This is a genomic window from Mesorhizobium sp. P2_D6, assembly GCF_056404315.1.
The window spans coordinates 413021-435832 of sequence record NZ_JBFUEG010000002.1 but is presented as its reverse complement, the minus strand read 5'-3'; the positions used below and the strand labels follow the sequence as shown (position 1 = coordinate 435832).

17 protein-coding genes are annotated in these 22812 nt (G+C 60.2%); 3 read left to right on the top strand and 14 right to left on the bottom strand.

The features are described 5' to 3' along the window. Positions 1-205 precede the first annotated feature (205 nt). A complete protein-coding gene (locus AC1D1L_RS05240; protein ID WP_477339376.1) occupies positions 206-1207 on the top strand; it encodes a LysR substrate-binding domain-containing protein in 1002 nt (333 codons plus the stop codon). A 179-nt stretch (positions 1208-1386) separates the two neighbouring features. Here the strand turns inward: AC1D1L_RS05240 and AC1D1L_RS05235 are convergent, their stop codons facing one another. Next, a complete protein-coding gene (locus AC1D1L_RS05235) occupies positions 1387-1806 on the bottom strand; it encodes a hypothetical protein (protein WP_477339374.1) in 420 nt (139 codons plus the stop codon). 377 nt (positions 1807-2183) lie between these two features. Further along, positions 2184-3830, bottom strand: coding sequence for a type 2 periplasmic-binding domain-containing protein (locus tag AC1D1L_RS05230; protein WP_477339372.1), 1647 nt, complete (start codon positions 3828-3830; stop codon positions 2184-2186). A gap of 150 nt (positions 3831-3980) precedes the next feature. Here AC1D1L_RS05230 and AC1D1L_RS05225 point away from each other — a divergent pair, with 150 nt between their 5' ends. Next, a complete protein-coding gene (locus AC1D1L_RS05225) occupies positions 3981-9503 on the top strand; it encodes a trifunctional serine/threonine-protein kinase/ATP-binding protein/sensor histidine kinase (protein WP_477339370.1) in 5523 nt (1840 codons plus the stop codon). Between the two features lie 351 nt (positions 9504-9854). Here the strand turns inward: AC1D1L_RS05225 and AC1D1L_RS05220 are convergent, their stop codons facing one another. From AC1D1L_RS05220 to AC1D1L_RS05200, 5 genes are all read right to left on the bottom strand, one after another. After that, a complete protein-coding gene (locus tag AC1D1L_RS05220; RefSeq protein WP_477339368.1) occupies positions 9855-11135 on the bottom strand; it encodes an HlyD family secretion protein in 1281 nt (426 codons plus the stop codon). A gap of 11 nt (positions 11136-11146) precedes the next feature. Then, positions 11147-11350, bottom strand: a complete 204-nt coding sequence (locus AC1D1L_RS05215) for a DUF1656 domain-containing protein (RefSeq protein ID WP_477339366.1) — start codon at positions 11348-11350, stop codon at positions 11147-11149. After that, positions 11347-13290: an FUSC family protein gene (locus tag AC1D1L_RS05210; RefSeq protein ID WP_477339364.1), complete on the bottom strand. Its 1944-nt coding sequence runs from the start codon at positions 13288-13290 to the stop codon at positions 11347-11349. Before AC1D1L_RS05210 ends, AC1D1L_RS05215 begins: the two co-directional genes overlap by 4 nt. Before the next feature lie 16 nt (positions 13291-13306). Then, entirely contained in the window at positions 13307-13453 is a 147-nt protein-coding gene (locus AC1D1L_RS05205) for a hypothetical protein (protein ID WP_477339362.1), read from the bottom strand. A gap of 213 nt (positions 13454-13666) precedes the next feature. Continuing rightward, positions 13667-14134, bottom strand: coding sequence for a MaoC family dehydratase (locus AC1D1L_RS05200; protein ID WP_477339360.1), 468 nt, complete (start codon positions 14132-14134; stop codon positions 13667-13669). Positions 14135-14253: 119 nt separating this feature from the next. Between AC1D1L_RS05200 and AC1D1L_RS05195 the strand changes: the two genes are divergently transcribed. Further along, positions 14254-14487 (top strand): hypothetical protein, encoded by a 234-nt coding sequence (locus tag AC1D1L_RS05195; protein WP_477339358.1) that lies wholly within the window; start codon positions 14254-14256, stop codon positions 14485-14487. Positions 14488-14917: 430 nt separating this feature from the next. Here AC1D1L_RS05195 and AC1D1L_RS05190 read toward each other — a convergent pair whose 3' ends face one another. The 7 genes from AC1D1L_RS05190 to AC1D1L_RS05160 form a co-directional block, all read right to left on the bottom strand. Beyond that, positions 14918-16573 carry a fatty acid--CoA ligase gene (locus tag AC1D1L_RS05190; protein WP_477339356.1) on the bottom strand — a complete coding sequence of 552 codons (1656 nt, stop codon included), beginning with the start codon at positions 16571-16573 and terminating at the stop codon, positions 14918-14920. A gap of 81 nt (positions 16574-16654) precedes the next feature. Next, complete coding sequence (locus AC1D1L_RS05185) at positions 16655-17620, bottom strand: 3-hydroxyacyl-CoA dehydrogenase NAD-binding domain-containing protein (protein WP_477339354.1); 966 nt, start codon at positions 17618-17620, stop codon at positions 16655-16657. Between the two features lie 22 nt (positions 17621-17642). Beyond that, positions 17643-18563, bottom strand: coding sequence for an SMP-30/gluconolactonase/LRE family protein (locus AC1D1L_RS05180; protein ID WP_477339352.1), 921 nt, complete (start codon positions 18561-18563; stop codon positions 17643-17645). A 36-nt stretch (positions 18564-18599) separates the two neighbouring features. Next, complete coding sequence (locus AC1D1L_RS05175) at positions 18600-19382, bottom strand: enoyl-CoA hydratase (RefSeq protein WP_477339350.1); 783 nt, start codon at positions 19380-19382, stop codon at positions 18600-18602. A 31-nt stretch (positions 19383-19413) separates the two neighbouring features. After that, on the bottom strand, positions 19414-20640 hold the full coding sequence (locus AC1D1L_RS05170) for a CaiB/BaiF CoA transferase family protein (protein ID WP_477339348.1): 1227 nt from the start codon (positions 20638-20640) through the stop codon (positions 19414-19416). A 25-nt stretch (positions 20641-20665) separates the two neighbouring features. Beyond that, positions 20666-21520 carry an enoyl-CoA hydratase-related protein gene (locus AC1D1L_RS05165; protein ID WP_477339346.1) on the bottom strand — a complete coding sequence of 285 codons (855 nt, stop codon included), beginning with the start codon at positions 21518-21520 and terminating at the stop codon, positions 20666-20668. Positions 21521-21582: 62 nt separating this feature from the next. Beyond that, positions 21583-22788 carry an acyl-CoA dehydrogenase family protein gene (locus AC1D1L_RS05160; RefSeq protein WP_477339344.1) on the bottom strand — a complete coding sequence of 402 codons (1206 nt, stop codon included), beginning with the start codon at positions 22786-22788 and terminating at the stop codon, positions 21583-21585. Between the last annotated feature and the right edge of the window lie 24 nt (positions 22789-22812).

Sequence of the window (22812 nt, the reverse complement as noted above, 5' to 3'; positions counted from 1 at the left end):
TATCTGCGGAAGTCCGTGGCTTCGCCACGTCGCTCGCGATGGATCACCATCGTCAGGAGAAACGCAGCTCATCACTGAAAGCTGGCCCGTAACACCCCCTGCAGAACTCTCGCCTTTAATGAGTTGCGACGGTCAGCATGTTCAGCGTGAAAATACCTGCAGTCCCGACGGCGCCAGCTTTCGGAAGGTGCGATCTGGTGTATGCATGGCAAAGATCGCTACGTCGTGTCGACGTCTCGCCTACGTCTTGCCGAAATCGCTGCGCGGCTCGGTTTTGGAATGTTTGGAGCCCAAGATGGTTCGCCGATACTATGACCTGCCTTCCCTGACAGCTCTGGCCGTCTTCGAAGCTTCCGCCAGGCACTTGTCATTCAAACTGGCGGCAGGAGAGCTGAACGTGACTCCCGGAGCGGTCAGCAGGCAGGTCAAGGCGGTCGAGGACGAACTTGGCGTTCAGTTGTTTGTGAGGCTGGGCTCAGGGGTGATGCTGACGAGCGCCGGCGAGGAACTTTATGGCGTTCTGGCGAGCGGCTTTTCGCGCGCAGCCGAAATTGTGCGCACCGTCAAGCGCGGCGATCGCTCCAAGAATGTCACGCTCGCCTGTTCTGACGCCTTTGCTACAATGTGGCTGATACCGCGCATGCCCGATTTCTGGACACGGTACGGCGAGATTGCGGTCGATCATCTGATTTCCGACAATCCGCGCGACTATCGAAGGGCCGAGGTGGAGTTGCGCATCCGATACGGATTCGGCTCGTGGCCTGACGAGAATGCCGAGCTTCTTTTCAGCGAAACCATCTATCCAGTCTGCGGCGCGGAGTTTGCCAAAGTGCATCGGGACGCGACGACAGCATCCTTGCCGGATCTTCCGTTGCTGAATGTTGACTGGGTTGATCCGAACTGGGCGGGCTGGGACGAGGTATTGCGTCGTGCGGCCGTGCCCCACGGTCCGAGCCGCGGCCGCCGTTTCGGCAAATTCTTTGTAGCCATGCAGGCGGCTCAGGCCGACCAGGGCGTTGCCGTGGGCTGGCATCACCTCGTGAAGTCACAGATCGAGGAAGGCAAACTGGTCAGACTGACCGAACTCGAGCTCCCTGCGCCAGGCAGCTACTATCTAACCTGGAACGATAACCGCACGCTTTCGCCCGCTGCAGAAATCCTGCGAAGCTGGATACGAGAAATCGCTGCGCAGGAGCGAGACTGCTAGAGTTCTTGCGCCGCGAAGCGCCCCTCGTGCCGCCGAATTGCTCGCCGAACTTGGCGTCTTCGCCGCGAACTGTGTCGCTATGTGGCGCCAATAGCGAAACGCAAGGTCGCATGATCCGCAATTCGGCTTCCCAAACCGGCCGACATCGCAGCGGGCGGCCTCGCCGATGCACTGAAGTTCTAGTTTGGATATTCCCAGAAATCGTCTGGAACCGAGTTTCCGATAGCAGCCCGCATGGCATCCCGAAAAAGTTTCGCTGCGGGCATTGGACGAAAAGCCACCGTGCGATCGACGATGAGTCCCTCGTCATTTTCTTCGATAATATCGAAACTTTCCAGCTCGTGACCCTGAATTGTTCCCTTCCATCTCAACAGGGTTCGTCGGTCGTCCAGTTTCCACTCACCGATATAGGCACCGTCTCGCAGCGTCGTCGACGCCGCGAAGATCTTTGCAACCACCGAGCGACCTTCTGCGGTCCGTATCAGTACCGGACTGTGAAAAACGACATTTGCAGTTAGAAGTTCTTCATAGTCAGCTACGGTGGCGTGGCCTGACTCACGAAGTTTTCGAATTGCGTGCATGGTGGACGATTCCTTCATTGCGCAACGACGCTGCCTGCTCGCGAGACTGGATCGCCTCGGCAGTCACGAAAATGCAGCCGAGCGCGCCCTCGATCGATTGTCCGATGGTGTTGACGATACCTTGGTATTAGCGAAGTCAGTTAGACATGGCGGTAGCAGTTGTCGCCGGATGTCGAAGTTCCGCGCGGAAGCCCAACGCGTGGATGAGGGCGCAGAAATGCCTGTTGCTCAGGGCGCGAGCAAGTCAGGATTCATACCCCCTATAAGCCGTTTGAGAGTCGTAATCTGTGCACATGCCTTCTAGAGCGAAGGGCCGGCACACGCAGGCTCCTTGGCGGACGACATAGTCGCCTCCTTTCAGGGTCCAGACCGGAATCAGTCCAGGCGCTGGGCGGCTACATGCCAAGCGACGCTTTATACAGCTTAATCTGATCGTCGCGACCGATCTGGTCCGTGATCTTCTCCCAGGCGGCGGCGATCGTGTCGGCCGTCTCCTGAGCGGAAGCGTACTGGCCCGAAATGCCCTTCACCAGCTCGTCCTCGAAGATCGAGTAGTATTGGAAAATGCCGGGGATGCGCGGCTCGATCGCGGCGTTGGGATGATTGTAGCTATCCGCGTTCGAGCCGAGATAATCCTCGATGTAGTCGCGGTCATACCCCGCCGCCACCCATTCGTCATAGTTGAAGTGCGAATTGCGATAGGGCTGGAAGCCGGACGGATAGGCGGCCATCCAGAGCGAAATGTCCTTGCCGCCGAGATGCGCCGCTGCCGACCATGCCGCCTTGCGCTTCATCTCATTGCTCGAGACACGGTTGGTGATGTAGATGCCCCAGCCGAGATAGGCCATATTCGGTGCGAAGTTCGGGCTCGCCGGCTTTTCCCACGCGCCGGCTCTGGAATTGTACACCTCGTCAGCGCCAGGGTTGATCGAGAAGCCGACGACACCGCCGACGACCGACGTCTCCGATGTGCGGGCATACGGGCCGACGTCGCCCCACCAGCACAGCGCTCCGCCAGTGCCTGCAAGGAACTGTTGAGACATTGTGGTGTTCGGATCGGCGTTCACTTGGTCCGGCGGCTGATCCGGCATCATGTCCATCACATCTTGGATCGCCCGCACCCACGCCGGGTTGTTGATGCGCGGCTTCATGGTGTCGGGCTCGAAGAGCCACGCAGGATCACCCGGATGCTTGGCGTAAGCCGCGGCACGGTCGGCCAGGAAGTAGTAGCCGAATCCGCCCCATTGGAACTTCAGCGGATCGAGGAAACCGTAGGCGTCGAGCCCTGTAAGCGGATCCTTCTTCCCCTTGAGGGCCTCGGAGAAGGCCTTCACCTTCGCCCACGTGTTCGGGGGCTCTAACATACCGCTTATCGATCCGTTGCCCAGATAGTCGGTACGGTAAGCGAAGGTGTGGCAATCGCCATCGATGGTGACGCGGTAAGTTTTTCCGTTCCAAGTTCCGACCGGAGGCTTTAAGTAGCCGACAAGGTCATCGGCGTCGATCTGCTTCGCCACCCAGTCGGGCATCTCGTCGAGAAGGCCCTTGCCGGCAGTGTCTCCCTCCAGTGGCGCACCCATCTCGAGGATGTCGAAGTCGATTGTGCCGGTAGCGATGGACTGCTGCAGACGTGGATTGTAATCGGCCTGCGCGAGGTCGATCCATTTGATCCTCGCGCCAGTATACGTCTCCCAGGGCGCGAGGAAGCCGCGAAAAAGGAAGTTGTGTTTCTGTTCATTGTTAAGACCCATAAAGGTCAACTCGATGCCGGCGAACTCGCCTTCGGCGACGGTAGCCTTTGTGCCTTCGAGGCATAACTCGCCGACCTTTTGCCAATCGGCGTCGGTCGGCTCGCCGTGTCCCACTCCAGGAATCTTCAGGATCTGCGCACGCAGGTTTTCATTCGCGAACAAGCGCGAAACCGTTCCGGGCACTCCCGACGACGATCCGGCGGCAAGAGCGGCGGCCCCTGCGGCACCCTTCAAGACGCGGCGGCGGCTCGCCTGAATTCTCATCAACCGTTCATAGACGTCGACCCTCATCGCTTTCCTCCTCCTCCCGGTCGTGATAAAGTTTGACAGCCACAAGCCTCTTCTGCACCTCGCCTGCTCAGGGTCGTTGGCTGCTGTGGCCGACCCTTGAATATCATGGACCCTCGCGGTAATCTCAAAGCTGGCGGAGTCTGGCAACTAGTGGCTTATTCGCAGACCACAGGCTATTCCAGCGCCACCTCTCAGGTCTTGTGGGAGGACGGTGAACGGGTTGTCTGCCGTGATTGGCGACTGGATGAGCAGGGCGAACGGCGTGCCGTTCTGATCGTCGTACCTGCCGTCGAACACCCGTCTCGATCAATCCTCGAACGGTTCAGCCACGAATACGAACTCAAAGACCAACTCGATGAATCTTGGGCGCTGCGGCCGTTGGACCTCGTCCATGGCGCAGGGCAGACCATCTTGGTGCTTGAAAATGTTGACGGCGAACCACTCGACATGCTGCTCAGCACACCAATGGAGGTTAGACGCTTCCTCAACCTCGCCACCGCAATTACGGTGGCTGTCGGCAAACTACACCAGCGCACTCTGATCCACAAGGACATCAAACCAGCAAACATTTTCGTCAATGTTGCCACGGACGATGTGTGGCTGACCGGTTTCGGTATCGCCTCACGTTTGGTGCGCGAGCGCAGGCCTCCCGAAACAATCGACGGCACGCTTGCCTACATGGCGCCTGAGCAAACGGGGTGGATGAACCGCTCAATCGACTCCCGTAGCGACCTCTACGCACTCGGTGTCACGTTTTACCGAATGCTCACAGGAATTTTGCCGTTTGTGGCCGTGGATTCCATGGAGTGGGTTCACTGCCATTTAGCAAGGCGGCCGATTGCACCTGCCGAGCGGCTGAAGGAAATTCCCGGCGTCCTTTCAGCGATCGTCATGAAGCTGCTCGCAAAGGAGGCCGAAGATCGCTATCAGACCGCCGCCGGCCTCGAAAACGACCTTCGCCGATGCTGGACTGAATGGATCGCGCACGGTCGAATCGACGACTTTCCACTTGGCGGGCACGACACATCCGCCCGCCTCGTAGTTCGCGAGAAACTCTACGGACGGCGAAAGGAGGTCGAGACGCTGCTCACTTCTTTCGATCGCGTGGTCAAAGGCGGCGCTCCGGAATTGGTGCTTGTTTCCGGCTATTCCGGCGTGGGGAAATCCTCGGTCGTCAACGAACTGCGACCGGTTCTAGCACAGTCGCGCGGCTTTTTCGCTTCCGGCAAGTTCGATCAGTACAAACGCAATATTCCCTACTCCACGCTGGCGCAGGCCTTTCAAAGCCTGGTTCGGCCCCTGCTCGGCAAGAGCGAAGCCGAGCTTGCGCCTTGGCGCAACGCGCTTCAGAAGGCACTGGGGGCGGACGCCGCGTTGATTGTCAACCTCGTACCCGAAGTAAAGCTCATTATCGGGGAGACGCCGCCCCTTCCCGAGCTTCCGCCACAGGACAAGCAACAGCGTTTCCAATTGGTCCTTCGCCAGTTTGTCCGGGTCTTCGCCCAGCCGGGCCGCCCTCTGGCGCTTTTCCTTGATGATCTGCAATGGCTGGACGCGGCGACGCTCGACCTGCTGGAAGAGCTGTTGATCCGGTCCGACCTGCGAAATCTCCTCGTCATTGGTGCCTACCGCGACAACGAAGTCACGGCAGCACACCCGCTCATGCATAGGCTCGAGGCAATTCGGAAAACCGGGAGTGTGCACGACATCAAGTTGGATCCACTGACAGTCGAGGACTTGGGAAGACTCGTCGCGGACTCGCTGCATTGTGAACAGGAGGAGTCCGCTGCCCTGACCGATATGGTGTACACGAAGACCAACGGCAATCCGTTCTTCGCGATCCAGTTTCTTCAAGTCCTGGCCGACGAGGGTCTCTTGGCATTTGACTATGCGCGGGCACGATGGTCATGGGACGTCGCCGGCATCTACGCCAAACAGTACACGGACAACGTTGTTGACCTCCTCGTCCCGAAGCTGAAGCGGCTGCCGCCCGATACGCAACATGCGTTACGGAGCCTCGCTTGCCTCGGCAACGTTGCCGACGTCGCGACACTCTCGATGGTCTTGAAGAAGTCTGAAGACCGGGTTCACGCCGCTCTCCTGGAGGCGCTCTGCCAACAATTGATCGAGCGCCTCGATGATACCTACAAGTTTGCGCACGACCGGGTGCAGGAGGCCGCCTACGCGCTGATACCGAAGAAGTCACGCGCCAAGATCCATTTGACAATCGGCCGGCTGCTGACAACGCAAATGCCGCCAGGAAAGCGCGACGAAGCAATCTTCGACATTGTCAACCAGTTCGATCAGGCGGCCGCGCTGATCGCCGAAGACGAGGAGCGTGAGCAGGTCGCTGGACTCAACCTGGTTGCGGGCAAGCGGGCAAAGGCGGCAAGTGCTTTCGCCGCGGCTCTGCGGTATCTCGAAGTCGGCCGCGCCCTGCTGGGCAAAAACGGATGGCAGCGCAATCACAGGCTCACCTTCGACCTCGATCTCCACCTTGCCGAATGCGAGCATTTGAGTGGGCGATCCGTAGAAGCGGAGCAGCGTCTTTTGGCGCTATCAGGTCAAGCTCAAACTTCGATCGACTCTGCTGCGGTCGCCTACTTGCTGGTCAATCTCTACATAATCTTGGATCGAAGCGACGATGCCGTCGCTGTCGGCCTCGCCTACCTGCGTCGGCATCAACCGCAATTGGCGCTCGGTCCAACGGCCGAGGACATCAGGCAGGAATGCAATCGATTGTGGAGCAAGATCGAGGGCTCTTCCGTCGAGGCGCTGCTCTACTTGCCATTGATGAGCGATCCAGAGCAGCGGGCGACAATGATTGTGCTCACATCTATGCTTTCAGCTGCCCAGTTTACTGATCTCAACCTCTTCCACCTCATTATCATTCATATGGTGGGCCTCAGCCTTGACCACGGCAACACGGAAGGCTCGTGCATTGCCTACGCTTTGCTTGGTTGCGTGCCGAGTCTCGATGCCGAGAAATCTCTAGCCGGCTTTCGTGTCGGCCAGATTGCCTTGGACTTGGTCGAGAAGCACAGATTTGATCGTATAAGAGGAGCTATCTCCTACTTATTTGCGCTTTTCACTGCGCACTGGACGCAGCCTTTGGAAACCTGCCAGAGGTTGTTTCGGAGCGCTTTCGAGGCCGCTGTGGAGGTTGGAGATCTCAAAAATGCGTCCTTTGCCCGCGTCGATCTGGTCACAAATCTTCTGGCAACCGGACAATCGCTCGACGAGGTGGAGCGCGAGGCGAAAAGTGCGCTTGCCTTCGTGCAAGGCGTCAGGTTCGGTCTGATCAGCGACGTCATCCTGGCGCAACTCGGGGTGATCCGAGCGCTCCGGGGACAGACGGCACAGCTGGGCTCGTTTAACGATGACGAATTTGATGAGAACATCTTCGAGCAGCATCTGGAAGGTGACCCCCGCCTCGCCGTGGCAGCGTCGCGGTATTGGATCCGCAAGCTGCAGCTCAAGGTCTATGCTGGCGACTACGCAGACGCCGAAATGGCTGCATCGAAAGCGGAATTGCTTCTTTGGACGCTACCCGCTCAACAGGAGCTGCCTGAGTATCACTTCTATGCCGGTCTCGCCTGGGCGGGGAATTGCGATACCACGGCGGCGACAGGTGCGGATGACGCCTTGAACCGGCTGAGAGCTCACCAGGGAAAATTCGCGTACTGGTCACTCGGCGGGCCGAGGAATTTCGCATATGGCGCAGCCTTGCTCGGCGCAGAATTGGCTCGGCTCGAACGGCGCGAAAGCGACGCGATGCAGCTTTATGAGGAGGCCATACGTTCGGCGCGAGAGCAGGGCTTCGTTCAACACGAAGGGCTCGCTAACGAACTGGCGGCCCGCTCCTATGCTGCGCGCGGCTTTTCGACGATCGCGAACGCATATCTACGGGAGGCGCGCTCATGTTATCTGCGCTGGGGAGCCGACGGCAAGGTGCGGCAACTCGATCAAATACATCCTCACTTGAGAACGGCGTCGATCTCTCAGCCTTCACTCGGCAGCATTGGCGCCCCTCTGGAACAACTCGATCTGGCGACCGTGATGAAGGTTTCGCAATCCATCTCCGCCGAGATCGTCCTCGAAAGGCTGCTCGACACTCTGATGCGCACCGCCATCGAGCACGCCGGCGCCGAGCGTGGACTGTTGATCCTTGCCCACGGCGGAGGATTTCGGATTGAGGCTGAAGCAACAACTAATCAGAACACTGTTCTGGTGAGCGTCAAGCCCGCTGGGGTGTCGGCAACCCTCCTGCCCGAGTCAATCTTTCATTATGTCGTCAGAACAAAAGAAAGCTTACTTCTGAACGATGCGTCCGCCGATGAGCGGTTTCTTAGCGACGAATATATACGGCGGTGTCAGGCTCGATCCGTCTTCTGCCTGCCGTTGCTCAAGCAGACCCGGCTTATCGGCGTTCTCTACCTCGAGAACAATCTCAGCACCGACGTCTTCACGCCTGATCGGATCAGTGTTCTGAAACTGGTCGCCTCCGGGGCAGCCGTTTCGCTTGAGAACGGCCGGCTTTACGATGACCTGAGGGAACGCGAAGCTCGGATGAGACGCCTCGTCGATTCGAACATAGTCGGCATCGCAATCGGCGTGCTGGCAGAGCAAATCATTGATGCCAACGACGCCTTTCTTGGGATTGTCGGCTATGACCGGGAGGATCTCGCGGAAGCACATGTCAATTGGACGGACCTGATACCTGTCGAATGGCGAGAGATTGACGCTCAGCGCATTTCGGAGATCAGATCGACGGGCCTTGTCGAACCTTATGAAACCGAGCTGACCAGGAAGGATGGAACCCGAATTCCGGTGTTGGTGGGCACTGCGCTCTTTGATGGACCGGAGAACCAGGGGGTCTCATTCGTTCTCGATCTAAGTGATCGCAAGCGCGCGGAAAAAGAGGCCCGCGAAAGCGAGCGGCGATACCACGAAATAGAGATTGAATTGGCACACGCAAACCGCGTCACCATGCTCGGGCAACTCTCAGCCTCGATTGCTCATGAAATCAGCCAGCCTCTGTCAGGCGTAATCATGAATGCAGGCACCGGCTTGCGGATGCTTGCCGCCGCTCCCCCAAACGTGGACGGCGCGCGTGAAACGACACGACGCACTATCCGCGACGCCAATCGCGCTTCCGAAATTATCCAGCGATTGCGAGGGCTTTTTTCTAAACACGAGGGCACTCGCGAGTTACTTGACCTCAACGAGGCCATCCGGGAAGTCATCGCCCTATCGAAGCCTGAGCTGCAGCAAATGCACGTCACTTTGCGCTGGGACTTGGCCGATGATCTACCAGCGGTAAAAGGCGACCGCATTCAGCTTCAGCAAGTGATGCTAAACCTCGTCAGGAATGCCATGGACGCGATGTCTGCGGTTGAAGATGATCAAAGACTGCTGCTTGTCAGAACGGCTACAACCGGCTCGGACTTGTTGGTCGCCGTCGAGGATAGGGGTCCTGGTCTGGACCCCGCCAGCCAGGATCGGATCTTTGGTGCTTTCTACACCACCAAGTCCGATGGGCTGGGGATGGGTCTATCCATTTGCCGCACGATCATCACAGCTCATGATGGCAAGCTCTGGGTCAGTGCCGCCATACCTCGGGGTGCAATCTTTCAGTTCACGTTGCCAGCGAGTGCGATCGGCGCCGTGTAGCTTTTGCTCAACCTGGGCAAGTTTCGCGAAGCCCGATCGCGCGGCTTCATTCCAAAATAGATGCACTTGGAACCGTCGATGGCACGGTGCATTGAGGCGAGATCCGTCAGGTTGCCTTGCATGATCTCGGCGCCGAGCTGCCGAAGCGCTTCGGCGCGTTTGTCCTCTCGTCGGATGAAGGGCTCTGGAGAGCCATCTGCACGGCTGAGATTGGCCAAGCTTGCTGATATAGCTTCCACCGACGATTGTTAAAGTGGATGCCATAAAGCCAGCCGCGCAGCAGCCTCAGATCGGGCGTGCGACTAGCATTTGCCGGTTCCCGAAATCGGACATAATCAGGCGGCCACGAGGTCAATCCTTGCGAGGTGCCGCCTGTATGCTGGAAGCCAGGCCGGGATTGATCTGGTCCGGCTCAAGCGTCGCCTGTGCTTCCCATTCCGGCACCGATTGCGCCAACTCACCGTCGGCCGTCTCCGTTGGGATACAGTCGGGCCGCGCCGAGGGGCCGTCGAACACGTTGGACAGACTCGCACTTGCGCTGTCGAGCCAGGTAGAATGTTCGGCGGCGGAGTGGTCCAGGACCGACACGGTTGCCGTCATGCCGGAGACAAGCGGTACGCCGGGCGGCACTTCGTCTATCGCGATGCGAACCGGAACGCGTTGAGCCAACCGCACCCAGGTATAGATCGGATCCACGTTCGGTAGCCCCTGAGCGCCAGTGGCTGCGTTGGAAACGCTGAGACCACGTGTGATCGTGCTGACGTGTCCGATGATCGGCGCCGAGTAGCCAATCAGCTTCGCCTCGACCTGGGCGCCCGTGCAGACGCGCGCCATCTTGGTCTCTTCGAAATATCCGTCGATCCAGAAACTGTCGGTATCTATGACGGACACATTGGCGATGCCCTGGCGGGCATAATCGCCGGCGCGCAGCAGGAGGTTCGTCACATATCCATTGACCGGACTGCGAATCTCGGTGCGCTTCAGGTTCACCTCGGCCAGGGCGACCTGGGACTGCGCGGCTTCGAATGCGGCCTCAGCCTGGATTGCGTTGCCGGCGTAGAGCTGCTGCTGTTCGGGGGTGGTCGCCAGGCTCGACAATTTCCCCTGTCGTTCGGATTGCCGCTGCTTTACCTGCACATCCGCCGCCCTTTGCTGCAGCGCAGCTTTGCTCGTCTGCAGGGCCACATCGAAATCGAACTGATCGAGCACGTACAGAACATCGCCCTTGCGCACGAACTGGTTGTCGGCAACGCGCAATTCCTTGATCCGGCCGGTAACTTCAGGAGCGACGCTTGCCACCTGAACGCGGACGCGCCCGTCGCGTGTCCATGGAGCGGCCAGGTAGTGGTCCCAGGCGATGAGGGAAACAAGCACTGCGATAAACGCCAGCGCCAGAGTGGCCAGCCGTTTCGCCACCGCTGCCAGCGCCGGGAGCATCGAGGCCCGTTGGCGGGTCACTTGGTCCGTGAGTATGAAACCTGTCTGAGCACCATCCTGCCGGGCAGCCGGTGCAACCAGCTTCAGGTTGGCTGCTTTTAATTCCTCATTGTCCGTTTGCGAAGGCGGCGCAGCGGGAGGCTCCGGGGCTAGCAGCGCCTCGCCAACAAACTTTTCCTTGAGTTGCGCGTCCATAACAGTCTCCTTCAAGCGAGAAGCACAAGGCCGCCAAGCACGACCACATAAAGGCTGAATTCGGCGATCGACACATGGCTGAAGATGCTGGCGAACCCGACTAGGTGCAGGATCGGCCGCAGCCCGAGAATGATGACGAGCGCGGCGACCGCGTAGATGATGAATGGCGCGAACATGACCCCGCCGATCACAAGCTCATGAAAATCATGCGTCATAACCTGGCTCCTTGAGTATCGATGGTGCCTGCGGGCGCCTGCTCGACAATTGCACTGGCAGTGACGAGCGCTGCACGCGCGGCGGCGATGGCATGATCGGTCTCGGCGCGGGCACGCAGATCGTCGGCGGCTACGCGGATAAGCTGGGGATCGAGCTCGGCCAAAGCTGCGCGCGCGTTCACGACCAATACGGCCATGGCGCGATCCGTCAGCTGGGCAAGCCTGGCTGCAGAACAGCGGATTGCGGCGGCTTGATCGAAATACGCCAGCGCGTGCTCGACCGACCTGCGGTACTCCGCCTCGTTCGGGCCGGCCGCGGCGATCTGCCCGACCCGCACGGCATCTCTGAATGCAGCCTCCTCGGGTGCGTAGCGCCGATCGGGACGATCCAGCAGCTGACGAAGATCATGCCTCGCCGACGCGAGCAGCCACCGCCTGCGCTGACGGTCCGATACCGGCGGGATGAGATACTGAGTTGCGAGCAGCACGCTTATCGCCGCACAGGTGAACAGCGAGGTGAAAAGGAATGCCTGCGGATTGTAGGTCTGCGGATTGCTTGCGGCGAATATCGCCGAGATGAAAATCAGGTTCACTTTTCCAAGACCCGACCAGACCGGGTTCGGCGAGGTTGCCATGAGCGCGGCTCCGATCAGGAATGGGGCAAGGCCGAGCGCCAGCAGCGGAAAATCGGAAACGCCGTTGAGGACGACGAACTCCAGGACGAAAGTCAGAGCGACCGCGATCGGCACGCCGATGAACCCGAGCGTTGTAAACATGCGCGGCGAAGGCGTAGTTGCACCCAGTCCGAGGGCGACTGCAACCAGGGAAAGCGCCGAGCTCGCGCTTGGCCAGCCGGCCAACACGAAAAAGACGGAAGCTGCTGCAACACATGCTGCCGCCCGGACTCCATTTTCTATCGCAATCCGCTGCGACCGGTAGAGGGGCGCGCGCCATGACCATGGTGGACGGACGACGGACTTCAGCGCCATAAGGTGAATCTGAACCTCTGCATCCCGCCGCATAAGTTCGCCGAACGCCCACCGAAGTGGCGTTTGATCGGCGTCGAGCGAGTCGGTTTGCTGATCGTGGGATGACACTCCCGAAAGGTCTCCGGAGCTGAAATCAAACGAGGAGGCCCACCGTTCGCGCAATGCCGTACCCGAGTTTGCCGGAAGGGCGGCCAAGGCGCGCGCCGCCTGCAGTTCCGCCACGAGCGCTACCATAGCGCTGCGGGCCGCGGCGCTTCTCACCGGACCGCTGCTCGATTCAGCTGCCAGGCTCGATATGTCTGGGCGCAGCGTGACGATCTCTCTGATCAGGGCAGCGACTGCCACCGCGTCGGTAACCTCACGACGAACGACTGCCCGCGCGTAGTTTCGAACACGCTGGTGCAGGGCAGCCAGCTGCGCCCCAAGCTGCGGATGACGATCAGGAGCCAACAGCAGATCATTCACCAGGGTGATCGACAGCACGCCAACTGCAATGGCAGCACCGCGCTCCGTTGCTACCTCAAAGACCCCCTGCGGGTTGTCGATCTGCTGTATGGCGATGAACGCGACGGTATATCCCGACAGCACCGCGGCGTAGGCGCGGTAGCCGTCGAGCAGGCCGCATGCATAGATGCAAAGGCCCATCCACAGCGCGAAGGCCACCAGGAGCAGATCGCGCGTCTGCGACAACGAGCCGACGATTGCAATCGAGGCAACCACGCCCACGAGGGTAGCGATCAGGCGAAATCCGGCCTTCTCCAGCGCCTGCCCACGCGTGGGTTCGGCCAATATCATGACGGTGAGCATGGCTGAGGCCGGCGCCTCGAGTTGAAGCCAGAAGCTCGCCAGCAAAGCAACGACCGAGGCCACCCAGATGCGGACGGCGAAAGCCCACGACCGGAGAGGAAATCCGGCGATAGCGAAGGGCAATTGTGTCGTCGTTGCGCTCACGGCCGGGTCCATTTCCTCACTGGAGGATCACGCTTGCGGCGGAAACCAGGATCCACAATCCGAACAACGGAATGAGTATCCACCGCGCCTGGGTGACGCTGATGTCGTTCGTCGTCCTGATGATTGCAGCGACGCGTGAGTTGCTAGACCGGGGATCGCTCATGACACATCTCCTCAATTGGATGCGCTAGAGATCGACTGGCGGCGGCCGCAAATCCATTGCACGATGGTGTCGGCGATACTTTTGGATTGGTCTGTGAAGCAGTGTAGCTCGACTTGATGCCGAGGCACGACAGATTGTCCCAAGGATCGGGTGCCGTCGCTTTGGAGGGTCGCCTGAGGTCGATGACCCGCTGCGGCTTGGGATCCGCAGCGCTTAGGTTGCAGCCCTTCGCGGAACCACGAGCTTGGCCGTGAGATTCTGAACCACCTCGCCACGCTGGTTGATCGTTCGGCTGACTATGGTGGCGATGCCGCGATCTGGCTTTGACCGGGAAGGCGCGATCTCGATGACTTCGCTCTCCACGTGCAGGACGTCGCCTGGCCGTGTCGGTGCCGGCCAACCTATCTCGCCCCCTGCCCCTATGATCCCGCCAGCCAGCGGCAGACCGCCCTCGACATTCAGCCGCATTGTGATGGCGGCGGTCTGCCAGCCGCTTGCCGCCAGCCCCTTGAACAAGGTGCCCGCGGCTGCATTCGCATCCATATGAAACGGCTGCGGATCGAATTGCGCGGCGAAAGCCTTGATCTGCGTTTCATCGATCGTATGGCAGGCGCTTACAAAGCGCTGCCCGACGTGGAGATCGTCCAGATAGAGACGGTCTGCCGGGATCCGGTCACTCATGATGCAGTTCCTCCCTGTATTCGGGACATATATATCTGCCAATCCCGCTCTAAAAGCGGTCCCCCGTCGTGTTTACCCCTGCTATGGTAATTGTGGTGGATTAGTTCGGAGTTCGAGGCATGGAGGCACGAGAATTGAAGGCGATTGCCGACACGTTGATGCGTGTTGTCACACCAGAGATGACGCCAAAGCAGCTAATGAAGGCGACTTGGAAAGAGCATCCGAAAGCCTCGAAAAAGGATATCGCCCGTGCGGCATTCTTCTCTATCATCGCCAACGCCGAAGAAGACCAAGGCAAGACCAAGAACCTACAGGCGTTTGCTATCGCGGAACGCTTGGCCGACGACAGTTAGTGGCTTCATGCAGCCGTCATGATGGTGATACAAATTTGGCTGACCGAAGGGGCGCGATACTCCTAAGTTCGGTGTTCCCAAAAATTACCTCCAAAGCCCGGTGTCAAACCGGGCTCTCTTGTCTAGGTCAAGGGGCCAACTTCGACCGAATTTCATCGACGGCGTTTGCAACGGCATCTGCCGTGGTGCGATCAAGGGCCAAGTCTAGAATGCCCTCCGTTGTCTGGATCGTAAGGACGCCTATAAGGCCATTATCATCCTCGACCGTACTGACATGAATCTCTGTCGGCACAAAAGGCTGAGCCTTTGCAGTACGGCGCATTGATGACCTATCTCCCCAAGCGGCGACAATCGCGCACCCGGGCTGCGATTTCAAGCCGGCACCAAGCTCCACAGCGGCAGGAAACGGATAGGCTCAATTTCAAAGGCACTACCCCATGTTGCCATAGGTCGCTCTGAGTTGCTTCTTGTCGAACTTTCCGACGCTGGTCCGGGGAAGTGTATCGACAAACAATATCTTGTCGGGAATGCCGACCTTCGAGATCGCACCTGAATCGGCAAACGACTTCAGATGCGCCTTTATCCGCTTGTCGTTGAGGTCGCTACCGGTCTTGGCATTCCTGATGACCAGAGCCAGGGGACGCTCACCCCATTTCTCGTCCCTGATGCCGATCACCGCAGCTTCAGATACACCCTCGCACTGGGAAATGAGGTCCTCGATTTGCAACGATGAGACCCATTCTCCGCCGGACTTGATGACATCCTTGATCCGGTCGACGACACGGAGATAGCCGCCGGCGTCGATGACGCCGATGTCGCCGGTATGCAGATAGCCACCGGACCACAATTGCTCGGACGCTTGCGGATCATCGACGTAGCCCTGCGTGAGCCACGGTGCGCGCACCACGATTTCGCCGGTGGTTTTGCCGTTGCGCGCCACCTCATCCCGGTTCCTGTCGACCAAGCGCAGGTCGACAAGCGGTGCCGAGATGCCGGCCATGGTTCGGATATCCAGCTGTTTGTCCACATCCGCAGTGAGGTCTTCGGTTCTGACCTGCGCAAGAGAAAGCAGCGGAGCAGTTTCGGACATGCCATAGCCGGCATAGACGTCAACGCCGAGAGCGAGGGCTTGCCTGGCGAGCGCCTTCGGCAGCTCCGAACCCCCGACAGCCATCTTCAATCCGGCAAGGTCGGTGTTTGCCGCCGTGGCGGCGCCGAGAAGCATTTGCAGGATCGTCGGCACGCCGTGCGTGACCGTAACGCCTTCAGTCTTGATCAGCTTGAGAAGCAAATGGGGATCGTACCGACCCGGGTAGACTTGCTTCACCCCGCTGAGCGTTGCCATCCATGGCAATCCCCACGAGTGCGCATGAAACATCGGGGTCATCGGCATATAGACGTCGTCGCGGCAGAAGCGTCCCTGTTTCGTGGCGGTGCCCAGGAAAGCCATTTGAGCGAGCGTGTGGAGCACCAGCTGTCGATGGCTGAAATATACGCCTTTTGGCTTGCCCGTCGTCCCTGACGTATAAAAGGTCGTGGCGAGGGTGTTTTCGTCGAAGTCCGGGAAGTCGTAGTCGTCCGAGGCGCCGGCCAGCAGGCCCTCATATTCGCCAGCAAAGGCGAGGCCGCCTGTCTGGGGGACAGCTCGGTCCGACATCAGGATCAGCGTCTTCACCTTGGGCAGTTGCTGGATGATACTTTCCAGGACCGGCACGAAGTCATCGTTGACGAGAAGCACCGACGAGCCTGCGTGATCGATCGTGTAGGCGATCTGCTCCGGCGACAGCCGCACATTCACGGTTTGCAGGACAGCGCCCATCATTGGAACCGCAAAATAGGCTTCCAGAAACCGATTGCTGTCCCAGTCGAGCACGCCGACAGTGTCGCCGGCTGCAACACCCAACCCGGCGAGGCTGGACGCGAGCCGCCCGATGCGTTCACGCAACTGGCGATAGGTGAAGCGCCTCACGTCGCGATAGACGATCTCCTGATCCGGCGCCTGCACGAGCGGTGTATGCCACAGCTGCTTTATGAGCAGCGGATACCGATATGCGGAGTTGGCGCCTGCTATGAGCCTGCCCGTCATGGCGGCATCCTCTGTAGTTTAGCGAAGCAAAATTGCAGGAGCGGCCGCGATCGGTGATCGCGGCCGCTGCCGATACTGAGCCTAAGCCGCGCGCGCGACAGCTGTTCCCGCGGCGTTGGTCCGCAATTCGAGCAGACCGAGCAGCAGCTCGTCGCGTTCCGCCTCCAACTCCGCCACTGTGCGCGATCCGATCTCGGCATGGACGCTGTCGATCAGCTTCTGCTGCACCTCCTTCGTCAGCACCGGCGCGCCGAGAGACTTCCACGAAGCGGTCATCGGGCCTGCGAACTGCTCGAAGAAGTGGTCGATGCCGCCCTGGCCGCCGCCGAGATGGTTGAGCATCATGTTGCCCATGATGCCCCAGCGCAGACCTGGCCCGTAGGACAGAGCCGTATCGACGTCGGCTGCGCTCAGCACGCCTTCGGCAACAAGGTAATAGACCTCGCGCGCCAACGCGCCCTGGAGACGGTTGGCGACGTGCCCCGGCAATTCCTTGTTGATGCGCACGGTTTTCTTGCCTATCGAAGTGTAGAATTCTTCTGCCCGCCGGATCGTCTCTTCCGAGGTCTTTGCCCCGCCGACGATCTCGACCAGCGGCATCAGGTGCGGCGGATTGAACGGATGGCCGATGACGCAGCGCTCGGGATGCGCCGGAGCGCCCAGTTGGATCTGACTCATCGGCAGTCCCGACGAGCTTGAAGCGATGATAACGTGGGACGGTAGCAATTCGTCGAGCTGGCCGTAGAGTTTCTGCTTGAAATCGAGCCGCTCAGGCCCGTTCTCCTGCACGAGGTCGGCGCTCTTCACTGCCTCTGCCAGATCGGCGGTAAAGACGAGCCGCAGAGGCGAGGCGCCGGGAACGAGCCCCAGCCTCTCGAGCGCCGGCCACGCAGTGTCGACAAACCGTCTCAAAGCGGCTTCAGCATTGGGTGCGACGTCGGTTGCGACGACGTCGAGACCTTTGGCCAGGAATAGCGCCGTCCAGCTCGCGCCGATAACGCCTGTTCCGATGACTGCGACTTGACGAATGGATTTGATGTCGGACATGGTTTGATCTCCTTGGGAATGGTCAGACGTAGGCAATGCCACTGAGGTTGCCCTGGGCATAGCGAAGCGTCCGCCTCTCAGTGCCGTCGAGCCTGGCGGAATAGACCGATCCGCCAAGATCGGTGATGAACATGCGGTCGCCGGCAACATCGAGGGCGATGCCGATGCCTTCCATCAGCCCGGCGAACAGGATCTCTGGCGCGCGACCGCGACCAGCCGGCGGCTCGATCGGCGCCCGGTTGACGGTGTTGCCGAAGGGAGGATCGCCGCGATCGGTCCAATAGAGGAAGCCGTTTTCGAGATCGAGTTCGAGGTCGATTGGCTCGGGTAGGTCGTCGAACAGCACCTGGATGTCTGAGCGGTTAAATCCGTCCTCACCTTTCGGAAAATCCAGGCCTGCCCGGAAAATTCTGCCGAGGCCCGCATTATCCGGACCCTTTTGCGTCCAGTAGACGTGGCGCCGGATCGGGTCCACGGCAATGCCGACGCACCATCTTGTCGCGTCGCCTCGATCGTCTTCGCCCTGCCCGGTCTGAACCAGTGTCTCGACGTCGGTGCCGTCGAGGTTGGCACGCATCACCCGCATCCCTTCGCGGTCGGACCAATAGAGCTTGCCGCTGCGCTGCTCGAGTTGAAGCTGTTTTGGCGTATGGGTGACGCCGTTCGGTATGATGATTCGACGATTGCTCCCGTCGAGATCGGCACGCTCGATGGAGCCGTCGTTGAGTTTGAGCGTCCCCATGTTGGTCCAGTAGATATGGCCGGCTTCAGCATCGACCACGATGCCGTCGGGAAACCGGCAGCCGGTGACGATGACGCTTTGGTCGGAGCCGTCCGAATTCATCGCGTGAATGCGACCGCCGCTGAGTTCCAGCACGAACAGCCGGCCCATGCGGGCCGCGCCCGAAATGGTCTTTGCCTCGGTAGCTTCTAATATGCTCATGACCTGTTCCTTTCATGTCGCGGATGGCGGCAACGCCTATTCAGCCGCCACCGCCGATGTCTTCGTGAAATTGGGTGGACGCTTCTCAAGGAAGGCAGACAGCGCTTCCTTGGCTTCGGCTGAGCGCAGTCGCTCGCTGAACTCCTGTCCTTCCGCGTCGATGGCCGCCTTGATCTGGTCGATGAAACCCCGTTTGAGGAGCCGCTTGCTGGCCTGCAATGCGCCACCTGGTTTGGCTGCAAGCTTCTGTGCCGTCTCCATCGCCGTGGCGAACAAGCCATCGTCAGGCACAACGCGGGTCACCAGACCCAGCTCCGCCGCCCGCACAGCGCTGAACCGCTCTCCCAGCAGGAACAGTTCCGCGGCGCGGAGATGCCCAATGCGCGCCGGCAGCGAGTAGCTAGATCCGAACTCCGGCGTCAGCGCCAGATTGATGAAGGGCAGCTGGAACCGCGCGCCTTCGCCGGCGTAGACCACGTCACAATGGGTCAGCATTGTGGTTCCGCCGCCGACCGCCGCGCCTTGTACCGCCGCGACGATTGGCTTTTCGAACCCTACAAAGGCGCGCATCAGTTGCGTCTGCGGAGCTTCGCCCGGCCCAGGCGGTGCGTTGAGGAACTCGCCTGCATCGTTGCCGGCGCAGAAGTCATCGCCCGCGCCATGCCAGAGGATGACACGGGTTTCCCTGTCCCCCGCGGCACCGATCAGGATATTCGCCAACTGCATGTACATGGCGCCGGTCATCGCATTCTTCTTCTCCGGGCGATTGAGCTCGACCCGCAGGATGCCGCCGGAACGTTCGGTGAGGATGTCGGTCATTGCTTGTCTCCGTACTGTCGTTTTCGATCCGCTATGCAGCGCGTTCCTGTGCCTTCGGCACGGCGCCGCTGGCCCGCAGGCTGTCGATGCCCTTGGCATCGAATCCGACCTGTCGCAGGATCTCCTCGGTGTGTTCACCAAGGCCGGGAGCACCCCTGGCGGGAACCTTGGTTACGCCGTGCACCTGAATTGGACTGCTGATCGTTTCGGTCAGCCTGCCTCCCGCGCCTTCGAGCGGAACGACGATGTCGTTCAGCCGCAGCTGCGGATCCTGGATTACCTCTTGCGGGCCGCGAATGGCGCCGAACGTGACGTGGACACCGTTGAAGACATCGTACCAATGCGCCATCGGCTGCTCGCCAAAGACTTCGTCGAGGATAGCCGTCAGTTGCGGTCGGTTTGCCGCGAGCTTTGCGTGGTCGGAAAAGCGTGGGTCTGCGAGGAGGTCTTCGCGCCCGATCGCCTTTGCCACATCCGCGACCTTGTCGGGGGTAATGATCAGGGCGAACCAGGTTCCGTCGGAGGCCTTGTAGATGTTAAGCCCCGCATTGGCGGGGTTCCCGCGGTCGTGCGGGGCGGCAAACTTGGCGCCGGCCAACGCACCCTGGATCGAGACGCTTGCCGACCAGACGCCCTCGGCAAGCAGCGAGGTCGTAACGTAGGCGCCCTTGCCCGTGCGCTCACGCCGATAAAGCGCCGTTACGATCGCCGAATAAAGCCCCATGGCCGTCGCGTTGTCGCCGCTGCCGCCCACCGGCCAGGTTGGCGGCGCACCGGCATCGCGCGTCATCGACAGCAGCCCGCTGCGGGCCCAATAGGAGGTGATATCGAAGCCGGGCAGGTTCGCGTCCGGCCCGTTTTCGCCGAAACCGGTTAGGTCGGCGTAGATCAGCCTCGGATTCCATTCCACGACATCGCTGTATTCAAGCTTGAGCTTGGCGCGGGCGTGGTGTGGCGTGTTGACGACGAGGACGTCGGCCCAGGCGACGAGCTTCTGCAGCACCTGCTGCGCGCTGAGTGATTTCAGATCGAGCGCGATGCTGCGCTTGTTACGGTTGGCGAGATGCCATTGATAGGGATCATCTGCCAGTGGCTGCGGTGCGACCTGGTGCCCGTGTCTCCAGGGGTCGCCTGTCGGCGGCTCGACCTTGATGACGTCGGCGCCGAAGTCCGACAGGATTACTGCGGCACTGGGACCGGCGACGAAGCTTGAGAAGTCCACCACCTTCAGCCCGGAAAAGATGTTGTCGGTCGTCATTTTCGTTCTCCTGAAATCTTGCGGTTCAGTGCCCGTGGAATTGGGGCGCACGTTTCTCGAGGAAGGCGGACGTGCCCTCCTTCTTGTCTTCTGTTCCGGCGCAGAGGCCGAAATAGGCGGCTTCGAGGGCCAGGCCTTCGCTCTGGCTCGTGTCCGTGCCCTTATGGGTGGCTTCGAGCGCGTAGCGCACGGCTATCGGTCCGTTGGCGGCGATCTGCTGGAGGATCGCTTCCGCGCGCGCCATCAGTTCGGCTGCCGGCACGATCTCGTTGACAAGGCCGATGCGATAAGCCTCCTCGGCGTCGATCAGGCCGCCAGTCAAAATGAGCTGAAGCGCGCGGCCCTTGCCGATCAGGCGGGGCAACCTTTGGGTGCCGCCGCCACCGGGGAGCAATCCCAGCTTCACCTCAGGCTGGCCGAATTTGGCTTGCGGCACGGCGATGCGGATGGTGCAGGCCATTGCCGTCTCGCAGCCGCCGCCCAGCGCAAAGCCGTTGATTGCAGCAATGACTGGCTTGCCAAGATTTTCCACCAGATCGAGCACTGCCTGTCCAAGACGGCTCGATGCCTCCGCCTCGACCGCGCTTACATGCGCCAGCTCGCTGATGTCGGCACCGGCGACAAACGCCTTGTCGCCGGAGCCGGTAAGAATGACGCCGCGCACCGCGGTATCGTCACGCGCGTCCTCGAACGCCGATCGAATATCCAGCCAAGTGGCCCGATTGAGCGCGTTCAGCACTTTCGGACGATTGATCGTCACATAGGCGATGGTGCCTCTTTTCTCGTAAAGCACATTGTCGAGAACCGGTCCGGTGCTCGGTTCGTTGACCGGCAAGCTCATGGCTTGCTCAAGTGTCTGCGCAATAGCGGGCGAGCTCATGGATCGTCTCCTGAGTTTGGAAGTGAATGACGGGATGTTTGACCGCTCCGGCAGTCAGCGCCTCAAACGAAGGCGCTGAAGCCGGTGGCGGCTTTGCCGACAATAAGGTTCTGCATCTGGAAGGTGCCCTCATAGGAGTAGAGCGCCTCGGCGTCGGCAAACAGGCGTCCGACATTGTTGTCGACGATGATGCCATTGGCGCCATGCACCTCACGCGCCCAGGCGACCGTCTCGCGCATCCGCTGCGTTGTGAATGCTTTTGCGAGCGACGCATGCTGGTCGAGAAGCTTGCCCTCGCCGTGGAGTTCCTCGAGGCGGAACATCAGCGCCTGGCACGCCGTTACATTGGCGAGCATTTTGGCGATGAGATCCTGGATCATCTGGAACGAGGCAATCGGCTTGCCGAACTGAATGCGCTGCTGGGTGTATTTCACCGCGGCTTCGTAAGCGCCCATCTGCACGCCGGTCGACATCCAGCCGACGCCGGAGCGAGTCTCGCGCAGCACGTGGGCGGTATCGCGGAACGAATTGGCGTTCTGCAGGCGGTTGGCTTCCGGAACACGACAGTTCTTCATGGTGATCAGACCGTTCTGGACCACCTTGAGCGCCATCTTGTTCTCGATCTTCGCCACGCTGAAACCGGACGTTGTCTTGTTCTCGACGATGAACCCCTTGACCTGGTTGTCATCCAGGTCGCGCGCCCAGATGATCGACACGTCGCACCAGGGTGCGTTGCCAATCCACTTTTTTTCACCGTTGAGGACCCAGCTATCGCCTTCGCGTTTCGCGGTCGTCAGAAGTCCGCCACCCGTCCCCGAGCCAACCAGCGGCTCGGTCAGGCCGAAGCAGCCGATGATCTCCAGCCGCGCCATGGGCGGCAGCCATTTCTGCCGCTGCTCCTCGGAACCCAGCAGGGCGATCGTCCCCATGGCAAGGCCGGTGTGAACACCAAAGAAAGTCGTGAACGAAGGGTCGACGCGCGACATCTCCATCGCCACCAAGCCCTTCAGCCTGGAGCTGTAGTCGCCAACGTTGAGGCCGCCAATATCGAGTGCCTTCAGCGGTTCGATCAACTCGAACGGAAAAGCATCTCTGACCCAGTAATCGTTGATGATTGGCGCGACCCTGGTCTCCATGAAATCGTGCACCTTGGTGAGGATTGCACGTTCCTCGGCACTCAACGTGTCCTCGATCTGATAGAAATCGGCGTTGGGCGCCGGCAGCGGCTTTGGCTCACGAGCCTGCTTCAAGGCAGTTGCAGAAGGCATATCGATCTCTCCATCGATGCACCG